Source organism: Hyphococcus aureus (assembly GCF_042643165.1).
Lineage (GTDB): Bacteria > Pseudomonadota > Alphaproteobacteria > Caulobacterales > Parvularculaceae > Hyphococcus > Hyphococcus aureus.
On sequence record NZ_JBHRSH010000001.1, the window covers coordinates 1,843,173 to 1,856,390 of the forward strand.

The 13,218-nt window shown below is 60.2% G+C and carries 10 protein-coding genes; 7 read left to right on the forward strand and 3 right to left on the reverse strand.

Features of this window, described 5'->3' with window-relative positions:
• Positions 1–94: 94 nt before the first annotated feature.
• Together ACFOOP_RS09055 and ACFOOP_RS09060 are read left to right on the forward strand one after the other, a co-directional pair.
• A complete protein-coding gene (locus ACFOOP_RS09055; RefSeq protein WP_379880593.1) occupies positions 95–2,338 on the forward strand; it encodes a TonB-dependent receptor in 2,244 nt (747 codons plus the stop codon).
• Positions 2,339–2,403: 65 nt separating this feature from the next.
• On the forward strand, positions 2,404–3,120 hold the full coding sequence (locus ACFOOP_RS09060; protein WP_379880594.1) for a lipopolysaccharide core heptose(II) kinase RfaY: 717 nt from the start codon (positions 2,404–2,406) through the stop codon (positions 3,118–3,120).
• Positions 3,121–3,136: 16 nt separating this feature from the next.
• Here the strand turns inward: ACFOOP_RS09060 and ACFOOP_RS09065 are convergent, their stop codons facing one another.
• Positions 3,137–4,360 (reverse strand): cation:proton antiporter domain-containing protein, encoded by a 1,224-nt coding sequence (locus ACFOOP_RS09065; protein ID WP_379880595.1) that lies wholly within the window; start codon positions 4,358–4,360, stop codon positions 3,137–3,139.
• A 296-nt stretch (positions 4,361–4,656) separates the two neighbouring features.
• On the opposite strand from ACFOOP_RS09065, the gene ACFOOP_RS09070 reads away from it, so the two are divergent.
• The 3 genes from ACFOOP_RS09070 (at position 4,657) to ACFOOP_RS09080 (ending at position 7,303) form a co-directional block, all read left to right on the forward strand.
• Complete coding sequence (locus ACFOOP_RS09070; RefSeq protein ID WP_379880596.1) at positions 4,657–5,235, forward strand: hypothetical protein; 579 nt, start codon at positions 4,657–4,659, stop codon at positions 5,233–5,235.
• Between the two features lie 49 nt (positions 5,236–5,284).
• On the forward strand, positions 5,285–6,406 hold the full coding sequence (thiO, locus tag ACFOOP_RS09075) for a glycine oxidase ThiO (RefSeq protein WP_379880597.1): 1,122 nt from the start codon (positions 5,285–5,287) through the stop codon (positions 6,404–6,406).
• Between the two features lie 66 nt (positions 6,407–6,472).
• Positions 6,473–7,303 (forward strand): lytic transglycosylase domain-containing protein, encoded by an 831-nt coding sequence (locus tag ACFOOP_RS09080; protein WP_379880598.1) that lies wholly within the window; start codon positions 6,473–6,475, stop codon positions 7,301–7,303.
• 20 nt (positions 7,304–7,323) lie between these two features.
• Here ACFOOP_RS09080 and ACFOOP_RS09085 read toward each other — a convergent pair whose 3' ends face one another.
• Together ACFOOP_RS09085 and ACFOOP_RS09090 are read right to left on the reverse strand one after the other, a co-directional pair.
• Complete coding sequence (locus ACFOOP_RS09085; protein ID WP_379880599.1) at positions 7,324–8,172, reverse strand: pentapeptide repeat-containing protein; 849 nt, start codon at positions 8,170–8,172, stop codon at positions 7,324–7,326.
• Between the two features lie 108 nt (positions 8,173–8,280).
• Entirely contained in the window at positions 8,281–12,009 is a 3,729-nt protein-coding gene (locus ACFOOP_RS09090; protein ID WP_379880600.1) for a vitamin B12-dependent ribonucleotide reductase, read from the reverse strand.
• Positions 12,010–12,275: 266 nt separating this feature from the next.
• Between ACFOOP_RS09090 and ACFOOP_RS09095 the strand changes: the two genes are divergently transcribed.
• Entirely contained in the window at positions 12,276–12,686 is a 411-nt protein-coding gene (locus ACFOOP_RS09095) for an NADH:ubiquinone oxidoreductase subunit NDUFA12 (RefSeq protein ID WP_379880601.1), read from the forward strand.
• A 26-nt stretch (positions 12,687–12,712) separates the two neighbouring features.
• On the forward strand, positions 12,713–13,210 hold the full coding sequence (locus ACFOOP_RS09100) for an MlaD family protein (RefSeq protein ID WP_379880602.1): 498 nt from the start codon (positions 12,713–12,715) through the stop codon (positions 13,208–13,210).
• Positions 13,211–13,218 lie beyond the last annotated feature (8 nt).

Here is a 13,218-nt window from a genome sequence, read left to right on the forward strand (position 1 = left end):
GCCTTCCGTTTCCTGTGTCATCAGAATTTCTGCAATGGACATGGCGAGGGGATGCGGATAGGCCTTCATCCCGCAGTTTGAAACGGTTTTGACGTTGCGTAGAAAACTAATCAGTCTACCTCTTTTTTTGGCGATTTCGGCGCCTGGCGCGTTCCAGCCGGCCTTTGCTGAAGCCGATATCATCACCGTGACCGCATCAAAGCGCGCGCAAAGCCTGAGCGATATTGCGGCGAGCGTCGACGTCATCGGCGGCGCCCAAATAGACAAGGCGAATGGCTTCAACAGCGCTGAGGAAATCACGCAGCTTTTGTCAGGGGTTCAGGCTGCGGTCGCCAATGGCAATCAGATCGCATTTCAAATTCGTGGCATCGGCGCCGTTGACCATCAGGCGCTGACGCCGACAGCGGCGGCTGTTTACATGGACGGGGTTTTCTTAGCCACCAATGTGCAGACAGGGCCTTTGCTTTACGATCTTGAACGGATTGAAGTGTTGAAAGGTCCGCAGGGTTCTCTGTATGGGCGCAATGCGTCATCGGGGGCGGTCAATTTCATTTCCGCGGCGCCAAGCGAAGAAACGTCTGGTTATCTTGGCTGGTCCTATGGCCGGTTTGACCGGCTCGATGCGTCGGGCGCACTCGGCGGTTCGCTAGGCGGTGGTTTTTCCGGCCGCATCGCCGGGCGCTATCTGAAACAGGATGCAGCGCTCGAAAACATTCAGACCAACCCTAATATTGCGGCGCCATCGCGCGCCGGCGGCGAACGCGACGAATTCGGTTTGCGCGGATCTTTGCAATGGCAAGGTGAGGGCGCGCGTTTTCTTTTACGCGCGCATTATGAAGAAGATAATGGCGTCAACGCTGCGCCGAGAAATCTCAATCTTGATCTCGGCGAACATGAAATCTCCGTCGGCGCAGACGGTGTGCAGGACACCGACAATGAATTTTACGGCGCTTCGATCGAAGCGGCGGCGCCAGTCGGCGATTGGGAGCTTTTCTCCCTGACGGCGATTGAAGGCTACGGTCAGGATTACGGTTTCGATTTTGACGGCGCGCCGGCGCCTTTCGGCGATCCGACGCTTAACGCCAATCTCCATTATGACCGGGAGTTCCTGCAATGGAGCGAAGAGATCCGCCTGCAAGGCGACTGGTCGCTTGGCCACAGCCTGATTGGCGTTTCGGCGGCGGGCGAGGATTTCGAACAGGAATATCTGATCTGGTGCGGTGAGCTCGATCCTGCGACGCGTCTTGGAACATGCCGTTATGTGGGCGCGCCGGGCCGCGTTGGGCCGAGCCCGGCTTCGGCGGGCGTCGCGACGACGCTGGTCAACGATATCGATCAGACCCGCAAAACCGCTGCGATCTTCACCTATAATGATATCAATCTCACTGATACACTGACGCTGACCCTTGGCGCGCGCTACACCTACGAAAATATCAAGGGTGAAGGGCAGGGCGTTCATATTTTTGATGACGGCGTCGTCGCCTTCAACAACCGTGATGGCCTCGGCCCTGCAATCGGCGAAAACCGCATCAAGGAGAATCGCTTCAGCGGTAATGCTGCGCTTTCCTATCGGTTCTCCGATGCGGCGATGATCTACGCATCATTTTCCAACGGATATAAGAGCGGGGGCTTCAATGGCGAGGTGCAAAACAACGCCGCGCATTTTCGCGATGAAGGCCTTTTCCGCGCCGAGACCGTCAACGCCTATGAGCTTGGCTATAAGGGCGAGCCGGCGCCTGGCCTCTCCTTGCGCGCCGCCGCGTTCTATCAGGACTATGACGCGCCGCAGGCGCGCATCTTCGTGAATTTCGCTCTGCCGGGCGGCGGGTCGATCACGTCCAATTCGCTCTCCAATCTCGACAAGGCGAAGGCCTATGGCGTTGAAGGCGGTTTTGACTGGGCGGCGTCAAAGGCGTTCACTCTTGGCGGGGCGGTGACGCTGCTTGAAACCGAAATCAGCCAGACGACGGATATTGGCGGCAATGCGGCGCTGTTTGACGGCAATCCCTTGCCCTTCGCGTCCGACGTGTCGGCGACAGGTTTTGCACGCTATGTTCGAGAACTTGGCGCCGGCGTCGGCCTCGCTTTGCAGGCCAACGCCAAATATCAAAGCGCATTTTATCTCGACGCCGAAGGCCTCGCGGAGCGCCGGCAGGAAGCCTATACGATCGCGGACGCCGAGGCTGCGCTGGTCTTTGGCAATGGTCTGGAGCTTGCGCTTCGGGGCCGCAATCTCCTCAACAAGGATTACGCCGTCTCGGGCTATGGCTTCATCGGCTATAATGTCTTTGTCGGCCCGCCGCGCAGCTGGGAAATCGCGATCCGCAAAAGCTTTTAGGCCGCTCGGAAAAGCGCCCGGAAACCCGCTTTTCGCCGGGCGCAAAAAATGCGACTTTCGCCGCCATGACCAAGAAAAACAGTTTCGGCCTTTCCAAAGGCGACCGGCTGACCTGGCGCTATGAGGTGATGGAGCGGATCGGCGCCGGCTCGGAAGGCGAAGTCTACAAGATCCGCGAAAAATCGACTGGGCTCACTCGCGCGGCGAAGCTTTATTTCGAGAGCAAGGAAAAGAGCGGGCCTGTCTTCATTCGCCACGCCCGCAAGCTCGATGCGTTGAGGGATTGCGATATCGTCGTCAAATATCTCCACGCCGAAGAGGTGTGGATCAATGATCGCTTCATCTACTGCATGATCTCGGAATATTTCGAGGGCGCCTTGCTTGAGGATTTGCTTAAAACCTATCGCGGCGGACGGATGCCGGCCTTCGAGGCGCTGAACCTGATCTACGCCCTGACGGTCGGTATTGAAGAAATCCACGCCCGAAAAGAGTTCCACGGCGATTTGCACAAGGGCAACATTTTCGTGGAGCGCAACGGCGTCTTCTTTCGCCTGCGCACGATCGATTTCCACGACTGGGGCCGCACCCCGGCGGTGGAGCGTCGCGCCGATATTCTATGCCTGGCGCGGCTGCTCTATGACATTGTCGGCGGGCGCGAGCATTACAAGAAACAGCCTCCCGCGGTCCGCGACATCTGCATGGGCAACCGCTCGGACTTGATCCTCAAAAAATTCCCGACGGTGTTTCATCTTCGGGCGCATCTGGAGACCTTCGAGTGGTGAGAGCCGTGTTCGCGGCTTAGTCCGCGAACCTCGCCCGCCTTTTCGCCAGCGCCGACTGTTTCAGGAATAGCTTCACGAGCGGGCGCGAGGTCAGGCGCGCGGCGAAGACGCCGAAAGTGACGGCGACGGCGCCGACGGTCAGGATTGCGTCCTGCGCCATGATCGACGGGGCGTCGAACAGGGAAATCAGGAACAGGGCCGAGGCTGCGCCGGGCGCGCCGCCGAACCAGGCGAGGAACATCTGGCTCTCGCGCGGGAGGCTGGTTTTCTTCAGCGCGGCGAGGCGGGGGCCGGCCCGCATGATGGTCACGGCGGCGGCGGCGAAGAGGATAGTCAGGAGGTCCGCCTGAAACACCCGGGGCGCGAGCGCTACGCCGAAAGCGATATAGGCCAGCGGCGCCACGACCCGCTCGGCCATGCGCCGAAGGCGGACCCTTGTGACGGAAAGCGCTGTCGTCTGTTCCCCCCAGAGGAGACCGGCGGCGGCGGCGGCCAGCACCGGGTGCCCGCCGATCAGCGGCGCGATGAGGAAGGAAACAACGCCGGACAGGATCGCAAGTTCGGCGGCTTTTTTCTTTATTTTCAGCTTGTTGCCATAAAAAGCTGCGGCAAGGCCTGAGGCGCCGCCCAGCGCAAAAGCAATCAGGAAACTGCGTGAGGCTTCGAACAAAGGCGTCGCAATGGGCATGCCTTGAGGCGCGGCGGTGGCGACGGCTTCGAGCATGACAGCGACGGGGAGGCCGAGCGCAAGGATCGCCGCGCTCTCAAGCCGGACGGCGGCCTTGATGGTCTGAGGCGCCGGCGCCCCGGTCACGGCCCGGCGGTCGAAGGCCGCGCCGTTGAGGGTCAGCGCGCCCGCCAGCAGGAAAGCGGCGCTGAAGGAGAGCTGCGGCGCCAGAATGAATGCCGCCAATCCGCAGACGATCAGGAACAGGGGGGCGCCGCCAATGGTCAGCCGGAAGGAGGCCGGGCAGACGCTGGCGAGCCGGGTGATCCGGAATTGGGCGGCGGCGGCGAAGGCGAGCGCCGCGAGCAGAGCGTCCGCCCCGGCGGCGGTCCATTCGGACGGCGCGAAGGGGCCGCCGGAAAAGCGCCAGAGGAGAGAGCCAGCGGCGCCAACCGCTAGAAGGAGGGCCGGCGCCCGCGCGCCCGCATCCACCGCCTTCAGCACTGCGCCTCGGGACTTTCCAAGAATCAAAAATAAAGCGGCAAGGAGAGCCGCCGCACCTGCGAACGCCATAGGGATTTTTTTGACCGCCGTTGCGATTCAGCGCTGTTATGGGGCTTTGCACGGGCGCCGAATCATTTGCCGAGAAGATGAATTGATCCGGGAACAATTGCAAATTGAATTTTTCGCAAGAATAGACCGCATACGGCGGATTTTTCGCCTTAAACGGGAATGCATTCTCGAATGCGTAACAGGGGGGTAGCCGGTGCTGCTCCAGTGTACCACGAAAACTTTGGTGGTGGATAATTTTTCACGGGTTTTTTTTCGGCCTTAGACTTTGCGCGAATTTAATTTTCAAAGAGGCGCAAATGGACAAGCCGTCAGACGAGAACAAAACATCGAAACCGAGAGGAAAGATCAAACGTGCGATTGCGCGCGCGGCGCCGGGGCTTGCCCGCGCACTGGGCGGTCCGCTTGCGGGCGCGGCTGTTGAACAATTGTCGCGCGCCATTTTCGGGGACGGCGCCGTTGACGAAGACGCGCTCGCCGAAGCGCTTGTAACCGCGACGCCTGAACAGATATTGGCGATCAAAAAAGCCGAACAGGATTTTCAGATCGCCTTGCGCCAAGCGGGCTTAGAGGAATTGCGCATTGCGGCGGCGGATCGGTCAAGCGCGCGCGAACGCCAGATCAAGATGAACGATTGGACACCTTCGGTGTTGGGCGCCGTTGTCATTCTCGGGTTCTTCGCCGTGCTTGGCATTATGGTTGCGAAAAAATTACCGGCGGGCGCCGAAACTGAATTTTCGATCATGCTCGGCGCGCTCGCCACCATGACGGCGGCGGTCGTCAATTATTTCTTCGGATCTTCCGCCGGCTCACGGGAAAAGACGCGGCTTATTGCTTTTCCGCTTCCCGAAGGGATGGAGCCGCCCGCGAAGAAATAGCGCACAAGCGCGGGATGACAACCGGACGCGCAGCGCCCACAAGGACAAGATGACAGCCAAGGGTTTTGACATTGCGATTATTGGCGGTGGCGTGATCGGCCTGACCCTCGCCCGCGCGCTTTGCGACCGAGGCGCCAAACTCGCTGTCTTTGACGCCGGCGCCGATGTCCCCCAGGCGACGCGGGCCGCCGCCGGGATGCTTGCCCCGTCCTTTGAATATGGCGAAGAGTTCGGCGGCCCTGCAGAAGCGGTTTATCATCTCGGCGCACGCAGCCTCGCCATGTGGGCTGACTACGCAGCGGCGCTGGAACAAGAGACGGGCGTTTTTGTCGATTATCGCAGCGACGGCGCCCTGGGTCTTTCCTATCGCGACGAGCAGACGGCGGCGCTCGCCGAGCAGGCGGCGCAGGTCAAGAGGCTGGGCGGCGACGTTGAAATGATTTCGGGCGATGAGGCGCGGGAACTGGAGCCAGCGCTTTCGGCTGATATCGCCGCCGCGCTCCATGCGCCAAAAGACACACAAGTCGATCCGCGCCGGGTGATGGCGGCGCTGAAGGTATCGCTTAATCGGCGTGGCGTGGAAATAATTCAGGGGCGGGTGCTCTCGCTCGGCGATGGTGAAACGATCCGGCAATTTGTGACTGCGGAAGGCGATATCTACGAAGCGAACAGAAAAGTGCTCGCAACGGGCGCCGTTGGCGGTCTGACATCAAGGGGGCTCGTCTATCCGGTGAAGGGTGAGGCGACAGCGATTGCGAGCGAGAGCGTCATCACCCGTGTCTTGCGCGCGCCGGGGGCTTATCTCTGTCCCAAGGCGGAGGGCAGGCTGGTGATTGGCGCGACAGAAGAGATTGGCCCGTTCGATCATCATTCGGTTTCTCCGGCGGCGGTCGCAGGTCTTCGGGCCAATGCGGCTCGCGCCGTCCCGGCGCTAGGGATGGCCGCAGAGCTGGAGCGTTGGGCGGGGTTGCGGCCCGGCACGCCCGACGGTGCCCCGATCATGGGCCAAGATAAAAACGGGCGTTATCTCGCCCTTGGCCATTATCGAAACGGAGTTCTCCACGCCCCAGCGGCGGCGGAAGCCATGGCGGCGCTGATCCTCGGGGAAACGCCGGCTTTCGATCTCGCGCCTTTCTCAATCTCCCGTTTCAGTTCGGGACGGGATGGTTAGCGCTTTGTTGACGATTGCTCGCCAAATTACGCGGGCTGGGCTGTAAACGCCGCCAGAGGGATGACTATGACTGCCGAGATCGCCGCTGCTGCGACCACCGGGGCTGCGTCTGTGCAAGGCGCGGTGAAACGCGCCAGCGCGTCCACCGGCGCCGGTTTTGATTTCCTGATGAAAATGGCCGCGCGTGAAAGCGGCTATAATCCCAATGCGCAGGCGAAGACATCAAGCGCCGCCGGGCTGTTCCAGTTTATCGAGCAGACCTGGTTTTCGACCGTCAAAAAATACGGCGGCGAACATGGGCTTGGCGCCGCGGCGAACGCCATCACGCAAGACGCCAGTGGACGCTACCAGGTGTCAGACAGCGCTGCGCGCGAAAAGATTTTGAATTTGCGTTTCAATGCTGAGGCCGCTTCCGCCATGGCGGGCGAACTCGCGAATGAAAACAAAACCATGCTTGAAGGCCGGCTCGGCCGGGCTGCGACCAGCGCCGACCTTTATACGGCGCATTTCCTCGGTCCCGCCGGCGCAGTGAAGCTTTTGTCATCCGCCTCTGCGGTGAAAGCCGCCGATCTGTTGCCGCAAGCGGCCGCCGCCAACCGGAATGTCTTTTATGACGGCGCGCGCGCGAAAAGCGTGGGTGAGGTTGTCGCCTCGATTGCGACCTCCATGGGCGCCGCCGCCAGTGAAACCGCAGGCGCGCCCGCTACGGCGCAACAACAATCCGCGCGCAATTTCTCGCCTGTGCGAAGTTACATGCATCAGATCGTCGACGCCTTTACATCGCCGGTGAAAACGGCGCCGTCCGCAGGGTACAGCGCCACTGCGCTCGCGGTTCTTGACGCGCTCGACCCGACCTCATCCTTACGCAAGGATGATGACGATCAAGACCGGTCTTAGTCTGAATTGAATAGTGTTTTTTAGCACCGCGGGGCGGTGACGCCTTCCGGCAGCTTGGTTTCCGGCGAGGCGCAGGCTTTTGCGAGCTGTTCCGTCGTCAGATTGACGGCGCCGGAAAGATCGGCGCCCTGGATCAGCGCGCCGGAAAAATCCGCAGCTTTGACATCAGCGCCGGTGAAGCTTGCTTTGCCAAGCTTGGCGTTTATGAAGCGCACGCCGGTGAGATCGGCGCCGTCGAACTTTGCGCCCGCTGCGTTGGCGCTGATGAAAGAGGCGCCGGCTGCGTAAGCAGCGCGGAAATCTGTTCCGGAAAGATTGGCGCCGGCAAATGTTGAAAAGGAAAGCTCGCTGTCAACGAATTTGGAGCCGGTGAAGTCGCCTGCGCGCGCCTTGGCTTCTCGCAATTCGGCGCCGGAAAAATCGCTATTGATAAACATGGCGGCGTTGAGATTGGACTTCGCCATCCGCGCGCCTTTGAAGTTCACCGCATCGCCTGTGGCGCCTTCGAGGCTGGTCCCGTCAAGCAGCGTTTCGTTGAACTGGGCATTATTGAGAAACGAGCTCGCAAAATTCGACCGCGGAAAGTCCTTGTTGGAAAAAACCTCGCCGGTGAAATCCTGCGCGACATGTTTCAGGTCTTCTTTCACTGGCTTGGGGCCTGAAAGCGACGGCAGCTTGACGCCGGCCCCGTCGAGCACTTTTTCAAGCTCCGGACCGATCTGTTCCACTTGCGTAAGGGGTTTGGCGATCTCCTTGCCAATCTCGGCGACAGGATTGCGTTTGTTGTAATTAGTCGAACCCGGCGTGATTGTCGTAATCACGGACATCAAGACGATCATCAAAATCATTATAAACGCGATTAACTTCATCGCGGGTCTCCCGGGTTCTTCCTCCCTCACAAAATAAGACAGGCGGGGTCAACGTCCGATTAAGGATAAAATTCGAATTGTCACAGGGATGGGGCTGTTAAGCTCTTGTTAAGAGCAGCCTGTGGACGCGCCGCAGCTGTCGCATTTCAGGCAGGCGCCGTTCCGGACAAGCGTGAATTGTCCGCATTCCGAGCAGGCGTCGCCTTCATAGCCCTTGATGCGGGCTTCACTGCGCGGATTGCCCGGCGTCGCCAGAACCCCGCGCGGCGCCTTCTGGTTTACAGCGTCAGCGAGCTTGGCGATCTGCGCTTCTATCTCAGGCGGGCTTTCGGCGCGCATGGGTTCTTCAATGTCTTCGATTTCAACATTGATATCTTCTTCATCTTCGTCGGCGCCATGGGCCTCTTTGGCCGAATGCCGGAGCCGGTCGAAATCGCCGCCCCGCAAGATCACGAGATTGTCGGTGACGGTAGAGCGCGAAAAGCCCTTGGAAATAAGCTTGGTTGCGTCGGCCTGGGTTTTCTCTTCGCTGACGCCGCGCCCAATGGCGTCGACGGCGGATTCATCGGGATGGACATGGGCGAGGTCGGCCCGGCCGAGATAAGAGATCGCGAGCTCGCGGAAAATATAGTCGAGGATCGATGTGGCGTTCTTGATCTGGTCATTGCCCTGCACGGGGCCAGCCGGTTCGAAGCGCGTGAACACATAGGCGTCGACGAATTCCTCGAGCGGCACGCCATATTGCAGGCCGAGGGAAACGGCGATTGCGAAATTGTTCATGAGTGAGCGGAAGGCGGCGCCTTCCTTGTGCATGTCGATGAAGACTTCGCCGATTTCTCCGTCGTCGAATTCGCCGGTATGAAGATAAACCTTGTGACCGCCGACAATAGCTTTCTGGATATAACCCTTGCGCCGGTCGGGCAGGCGTCGCCTTCCAGGTGTGCGTTCAATAATGCGTTCGACAATGCGCTCGGCGACAATTTTTGATTTTTCAGCCGCCGGCGCCGCCGCGATTTCTTCCTGAAGCTCTTCGTCTTCTTCCTGTGTGTCAGACGCGAGCAATGCTGCGGCGAGCGGTTGCGACAGTTTTGAGCCATCGCGGTAGAGGGCGATCGATTTCAGGCCCATGCGCCAGGCGAGCATATAGGCCTTGGCGCAGTCGCCGATGGTGGCGAAATTCGGAAGGTTCACGGTCTTCGAAATCGCGCCGGAAATAAAGGGCTGCGAGGCGGCCATCATTTTCAGATGCGCCTCGACGGAAAGGGCGCGCGTCCCGATGCGCCCGCATGGATTGGCGCAATCGAAAACAGGATAGTGCTCTTCCTTCAAATGCGGCGCGCCTTCGACGGTCATCGCCCCGCAACAGAAAAGATTGGCCTGATGAATTTCTTCGTCGGAAAAGCCGAGATATTGCAGCACTTCATAACCGGTAAGCGCCAGCTCGCTCTCATGCATCCCGAGAACATGTACGCAGAAATCTTCGCCGAGCGCCTGGGGCGTGAACGCATAGGTAAGGTCGAACGTCGTTTTGAGGCGCTCTTCCAGCGCTTTGATGTGACGGTCCTCGAACCCTTCGCGGCGCAGATCGTCTAAAGCAACGCCCGGCGCGCCTTCAAGTGTGCCGCGACCGGCCGCGTAATAACCGATATCCTCGATTTCGGCGTTTGTATAACCAAGCGTTTTCAAAGACGCCGGAACGGAGCGGTTGACGATCTTCAACATGCCGCCGCCGGCGAGCTTTTTGAATTTGACGAGCGCGAAATCCGGTTCAATGCCGGTTGTGTCGCAATCCATGACGAGGCCGATGGTGCCGGTTGGCGCCACGACGGAGACCTGGGCGTTGCGGAAGCCGTTAATGGCGCCGAGTTCATAAGCCTCGTTCCAGACGCGCCGCGCAGCTTCCGTCACTTCTGCCCAGGGGCAGGCGTCAGCGTCGAATTGCATGGGCTCGACCGCGAGACCTTCAAACGCGCCGCCGATCGCGGTGCCGGCGCAGGCGCGGCGGTGATTACGCATCACGCGCAGCATCGCATCGCGATTGTCGGCGAATTTTGCGAAAGCGCCGGCGACAGAGGCCATCTCCGCCGAAGCGCGATAGGCGGCGCCGGTCATCAGCGCCGATACGCCTGCGGCGACGGCACGCCCTTCCTCGCTGTCATAGGCAAGGCCGGAGGACATCAATAAGCCGCCGAGATTGGCGAAGCCGAGGCCGAGCGTCCGATAATCGAAAGACCGCCGGGCAATTTCCGGCGACGGGTATTGCGCCATCATCACGGAGATTTCGAGGGTCAGCGTCCACAGCCGGCAGGCATGTTCGAAAAGATCGGCGTCAAATCCGGACACCGTTTTGAACTTCAAGAGATTGAGCGAGGCGAGATTACAGGCCGTGTCATCGAGGAACATATATTCCGAACACGGGTTCGAGGCGCGGATCTCGCCGCCTGCGGGGCATGTATGCCAGGCGTTGATGGTGTCGTGAAATTGTAGGCCCGGATCGGCGCAGGTCCAGGCGGCCGAACAGATATTGCTCCACAGCGCGCGCGCGCGAATGGTCTTCATCGGTTCGCCGTCGGTGCGCCGGGTGAGGGACCAGGACGTATCGTCATTGACGGCTTTCAGGAAGTCGTCGGTGATGCGCACAGAGTTGTTGGCGTTCTGGCCGGAGACCGTGCGATAGCCTTCCGAATCCCAATCGAGATCGTAGGTGTCGACTTCGATCTGGCGATAGCCCTGACGGGCAAAATCGATGACCCGCCGGATCGAGGCGTCGGGAACGAATGATTTCTTTGCGTCTTTGATCGCCGCTTTAAGAGCCGGATTTTCTTTCGGATCGAAACGGGTGTCCGCGTCTTTGCCTTGCCAGCAAGCGTCGAGAACGCGGGGAAGATGTTTGGCGTGGACGCGCGAACCCGTCACCAGCGCGGCGACTTTTTCTTCTTCGCGGGTCTTCCATGAAACGAATTCTTCGATGTCCGGATGATCGGCGTCGACGACAATCATTTTTGCGGCGCGCCGCGTGGTGCCGCCGGATTTAACCGCCCCCGCCGCCGCATCGCCGACTTTCAGAAAGCTCAACAGGCCGGAGCTTTTGCCGCCGCTTGAGAGCGGCTCATCTGCGCCGCGAATGTTCGAGAAATTGGTGCCGGAGCCGGAGCCATATTTAAACAGCAGCGCTTCGCGTTTCCACAAATCCATGACGCCGCCTTCTCCGGCGAGGCTGTCATCGACGGACTGGATGAAACAGGCGTGCGGCTGCGGGCGTTCATAGGCGCTGTCGGATTCGGTGAGCGCGCCGGTGGCGTGGTCTACATAGAAATGGCCTTGTCCGGCGGCGTCGATCCCGTAGGCCCAGTGCAGGCCGGTGTTGAACCATTGCGGGGAGTTCGGGGCGGCGACCTGCAGGGCGAGCATGGCGCGCATTTCATCCATGAAAGTCCGCGCGGCGTTCTCGTCGTCGAAATAGCCGCCCTTCCATCCCCAATAGGCCCAGGCGCCGGCCATGCGGTCGAACACCTGCTTGGCCGAGATCTCCGGTCCATAGCGTTCGTCGGCGGGCAGTTTCGCAAGCGCTGCGATGTCGGGCATGGAGCGCTGTAGAAAATCGGGAACGCCTTTTTCTTTCACCCGCCTGGTGCGGGCCGGCACGCCGGCTTTCCTCAAATATTTCTGGGCGAGGATATCGACCGCGGTCTGGCTCCAGCTTTTGGGAACCTCAAGATCGCGCATCTCGAAGATGATCTCGCCTGAAAGGGTGCGAATTTCCGAATCGGCGCGCCGGAATACGGCGCCGCCATAAGGCGCGCCTGAGCTTTCCGTATATCGCCGATCAATGCGCATCTGGTCCTGTCCCGGGGCCGCCCGGTTTCCGCAAGGCTGGCCCGATTACAATATAGTCGTCTGAGCGCTCCGGCTCCACCGCACCAGCAAATCCCTGGTCCGCTCATGGCCTCAGTCAGGGGGTTCGGCTAATTTTCCCCTAATTTCAAGGGAAAAGCGCCCCTGGAGAGGCTGGTTCCGGGTCTCTTGCGGGGTCCGGCGACGGGCGCCATATTCGCGCCGCGACCAGGGGTTAGTATCGGCCCCAGAGATTCAGGAATCCTTGCATGTTTTCGCAGCTTTTTACCTGGTGGAATACGACCACCTTCGGCACTTCCTTCACCTTGTGGCGCAAAGGCGCCCGTCTCGTGGGGACGGATGAGCAGGGAAACCGCTATTTTGAAGAAAAAGACCCGACCCTGCCGGGCAGTGACGGCAAGCGCCGCCGCCGCTGGGTCATCTATCATGGCATCGCCGAAGCCTCTCGGGTGCCCCCCGACTGGCATGGCTGGCTGCATCACACTTTCGAGGAGGCGCCGACGGTGGCGCCCTTGACGCGCCGGGCCTTCGAGAAGGATCATTTGCCGAACATGACCGGCACACCGCTCGCCTATCATCCGAAGGGCAGCCTTTCGCGCACTGGCGGCCCGGCCGATGTGAATGACGATTATGAGGCCTGGACGCCGGAAAGCGTCTAACGCCGAAACCAAGGGGAGGCTGGTCTATGAGCCGCGCCGGATTTTTCGAGACGATTGTCGGAGCTCTTGTCATCGCCGTTGCAGCGGCGTTTCTCGCTTATGCTTATGGGGTGAGCGGCAAGGGTGTTGGGCGCGACCATTATCAGATCGGCGCCGTCTTCGGCCGCGTTGATGGAGTGACGGTAGGATCGGAAGTCAGGATCGCCGGCGTTAAAGTCGGGTCGGTCGCTGGCAACAGCCTTGATCTCATGACCTATGAAGCGAATGTGGAGCTTGCAATCGATCGCGGCGTCGCCATTCCGCAGGACTCTGTCGCCAAGGTTGTTTCTGACGGCATTCTCGGCGGCGCGCATATCGCGATCGAACCGGGCGCCGCGGAAGAAATGTTAGTGGAAGGTGAAAAGCTCACCATCACGCAAGGGTCTGTCGACCTGTTGAGCCTCGCTGTTCAGGCGTTCACGTCAGGCGGCGGCAAGGACAGCGACGAGAGCGACAAGCCTGCTGATCCGTTGGGAGATATGTAATGCGTTGC

Coding starts and splice junctions, on each gene's coding strand:
- ACFOOP_RS09060 (WP_379880594.1), top strand. CDS start 2,404: ATGACCAAGAAAAACAGTTTCGGCCTTTCCAAAGGCGACCGGCTGACC.
- ACFOOP_RS09065 (WP_379880595.1), bottom strand. CDS start 4,360: ATGGCGTTCGCAGGTGCGGCGGCTCTCCTTGCCGCTTTATTTTTGATT.
- ACFOOP_RS09070 (WP_379880596.1), top strand. CDS start 4,657: ATGGACAAGCCGTCAGACGAGAACAAAACATCGAAACCGAGAGGAAAG.
- thiO (WP_379880597.1), top strand. CDS start 5,285: ATGACAGCCAAGGGTTTTGACATTGCGATTATTGGCGGTGGCGTGATC.
- ACFOOP_RS09080 (WP_379880598.1), top strand. CDS start 6,473: ATGACTGCCGAGATCGCCGCTGCTGCGACCACCGGGGCTGCGTCTGTG.
- ACFOOP_RS09085 (WP_379880599.1), bottom strand. CDS start 8,172: ATGAAGTTAATCGCGTTTATAATGATTTTGATGATCGTCTTGATGTCC.
- ACFOOP_RS09090 (WP_379880600.1), bottom strand. CDS start 12,009: ATGCGCATTGATCGGCGATATACGGAAAGCTCAGGCGCGCCTTATGGC.
- ACFOOP_RS09095 (WP_379880601.1), top strand. CDS start 12,276: ATGTTTTCGCAGCTTTTTACCTGGTGGAATACGACCACCTTCGGCACT.
- ACFOOP_RS09100 (WP_379880602.1), top strand. CDS start 12,713: ATGAGCCGCGCCGGATTTTTCGAGACGATTGTCGGAGCTCTTGTCATC.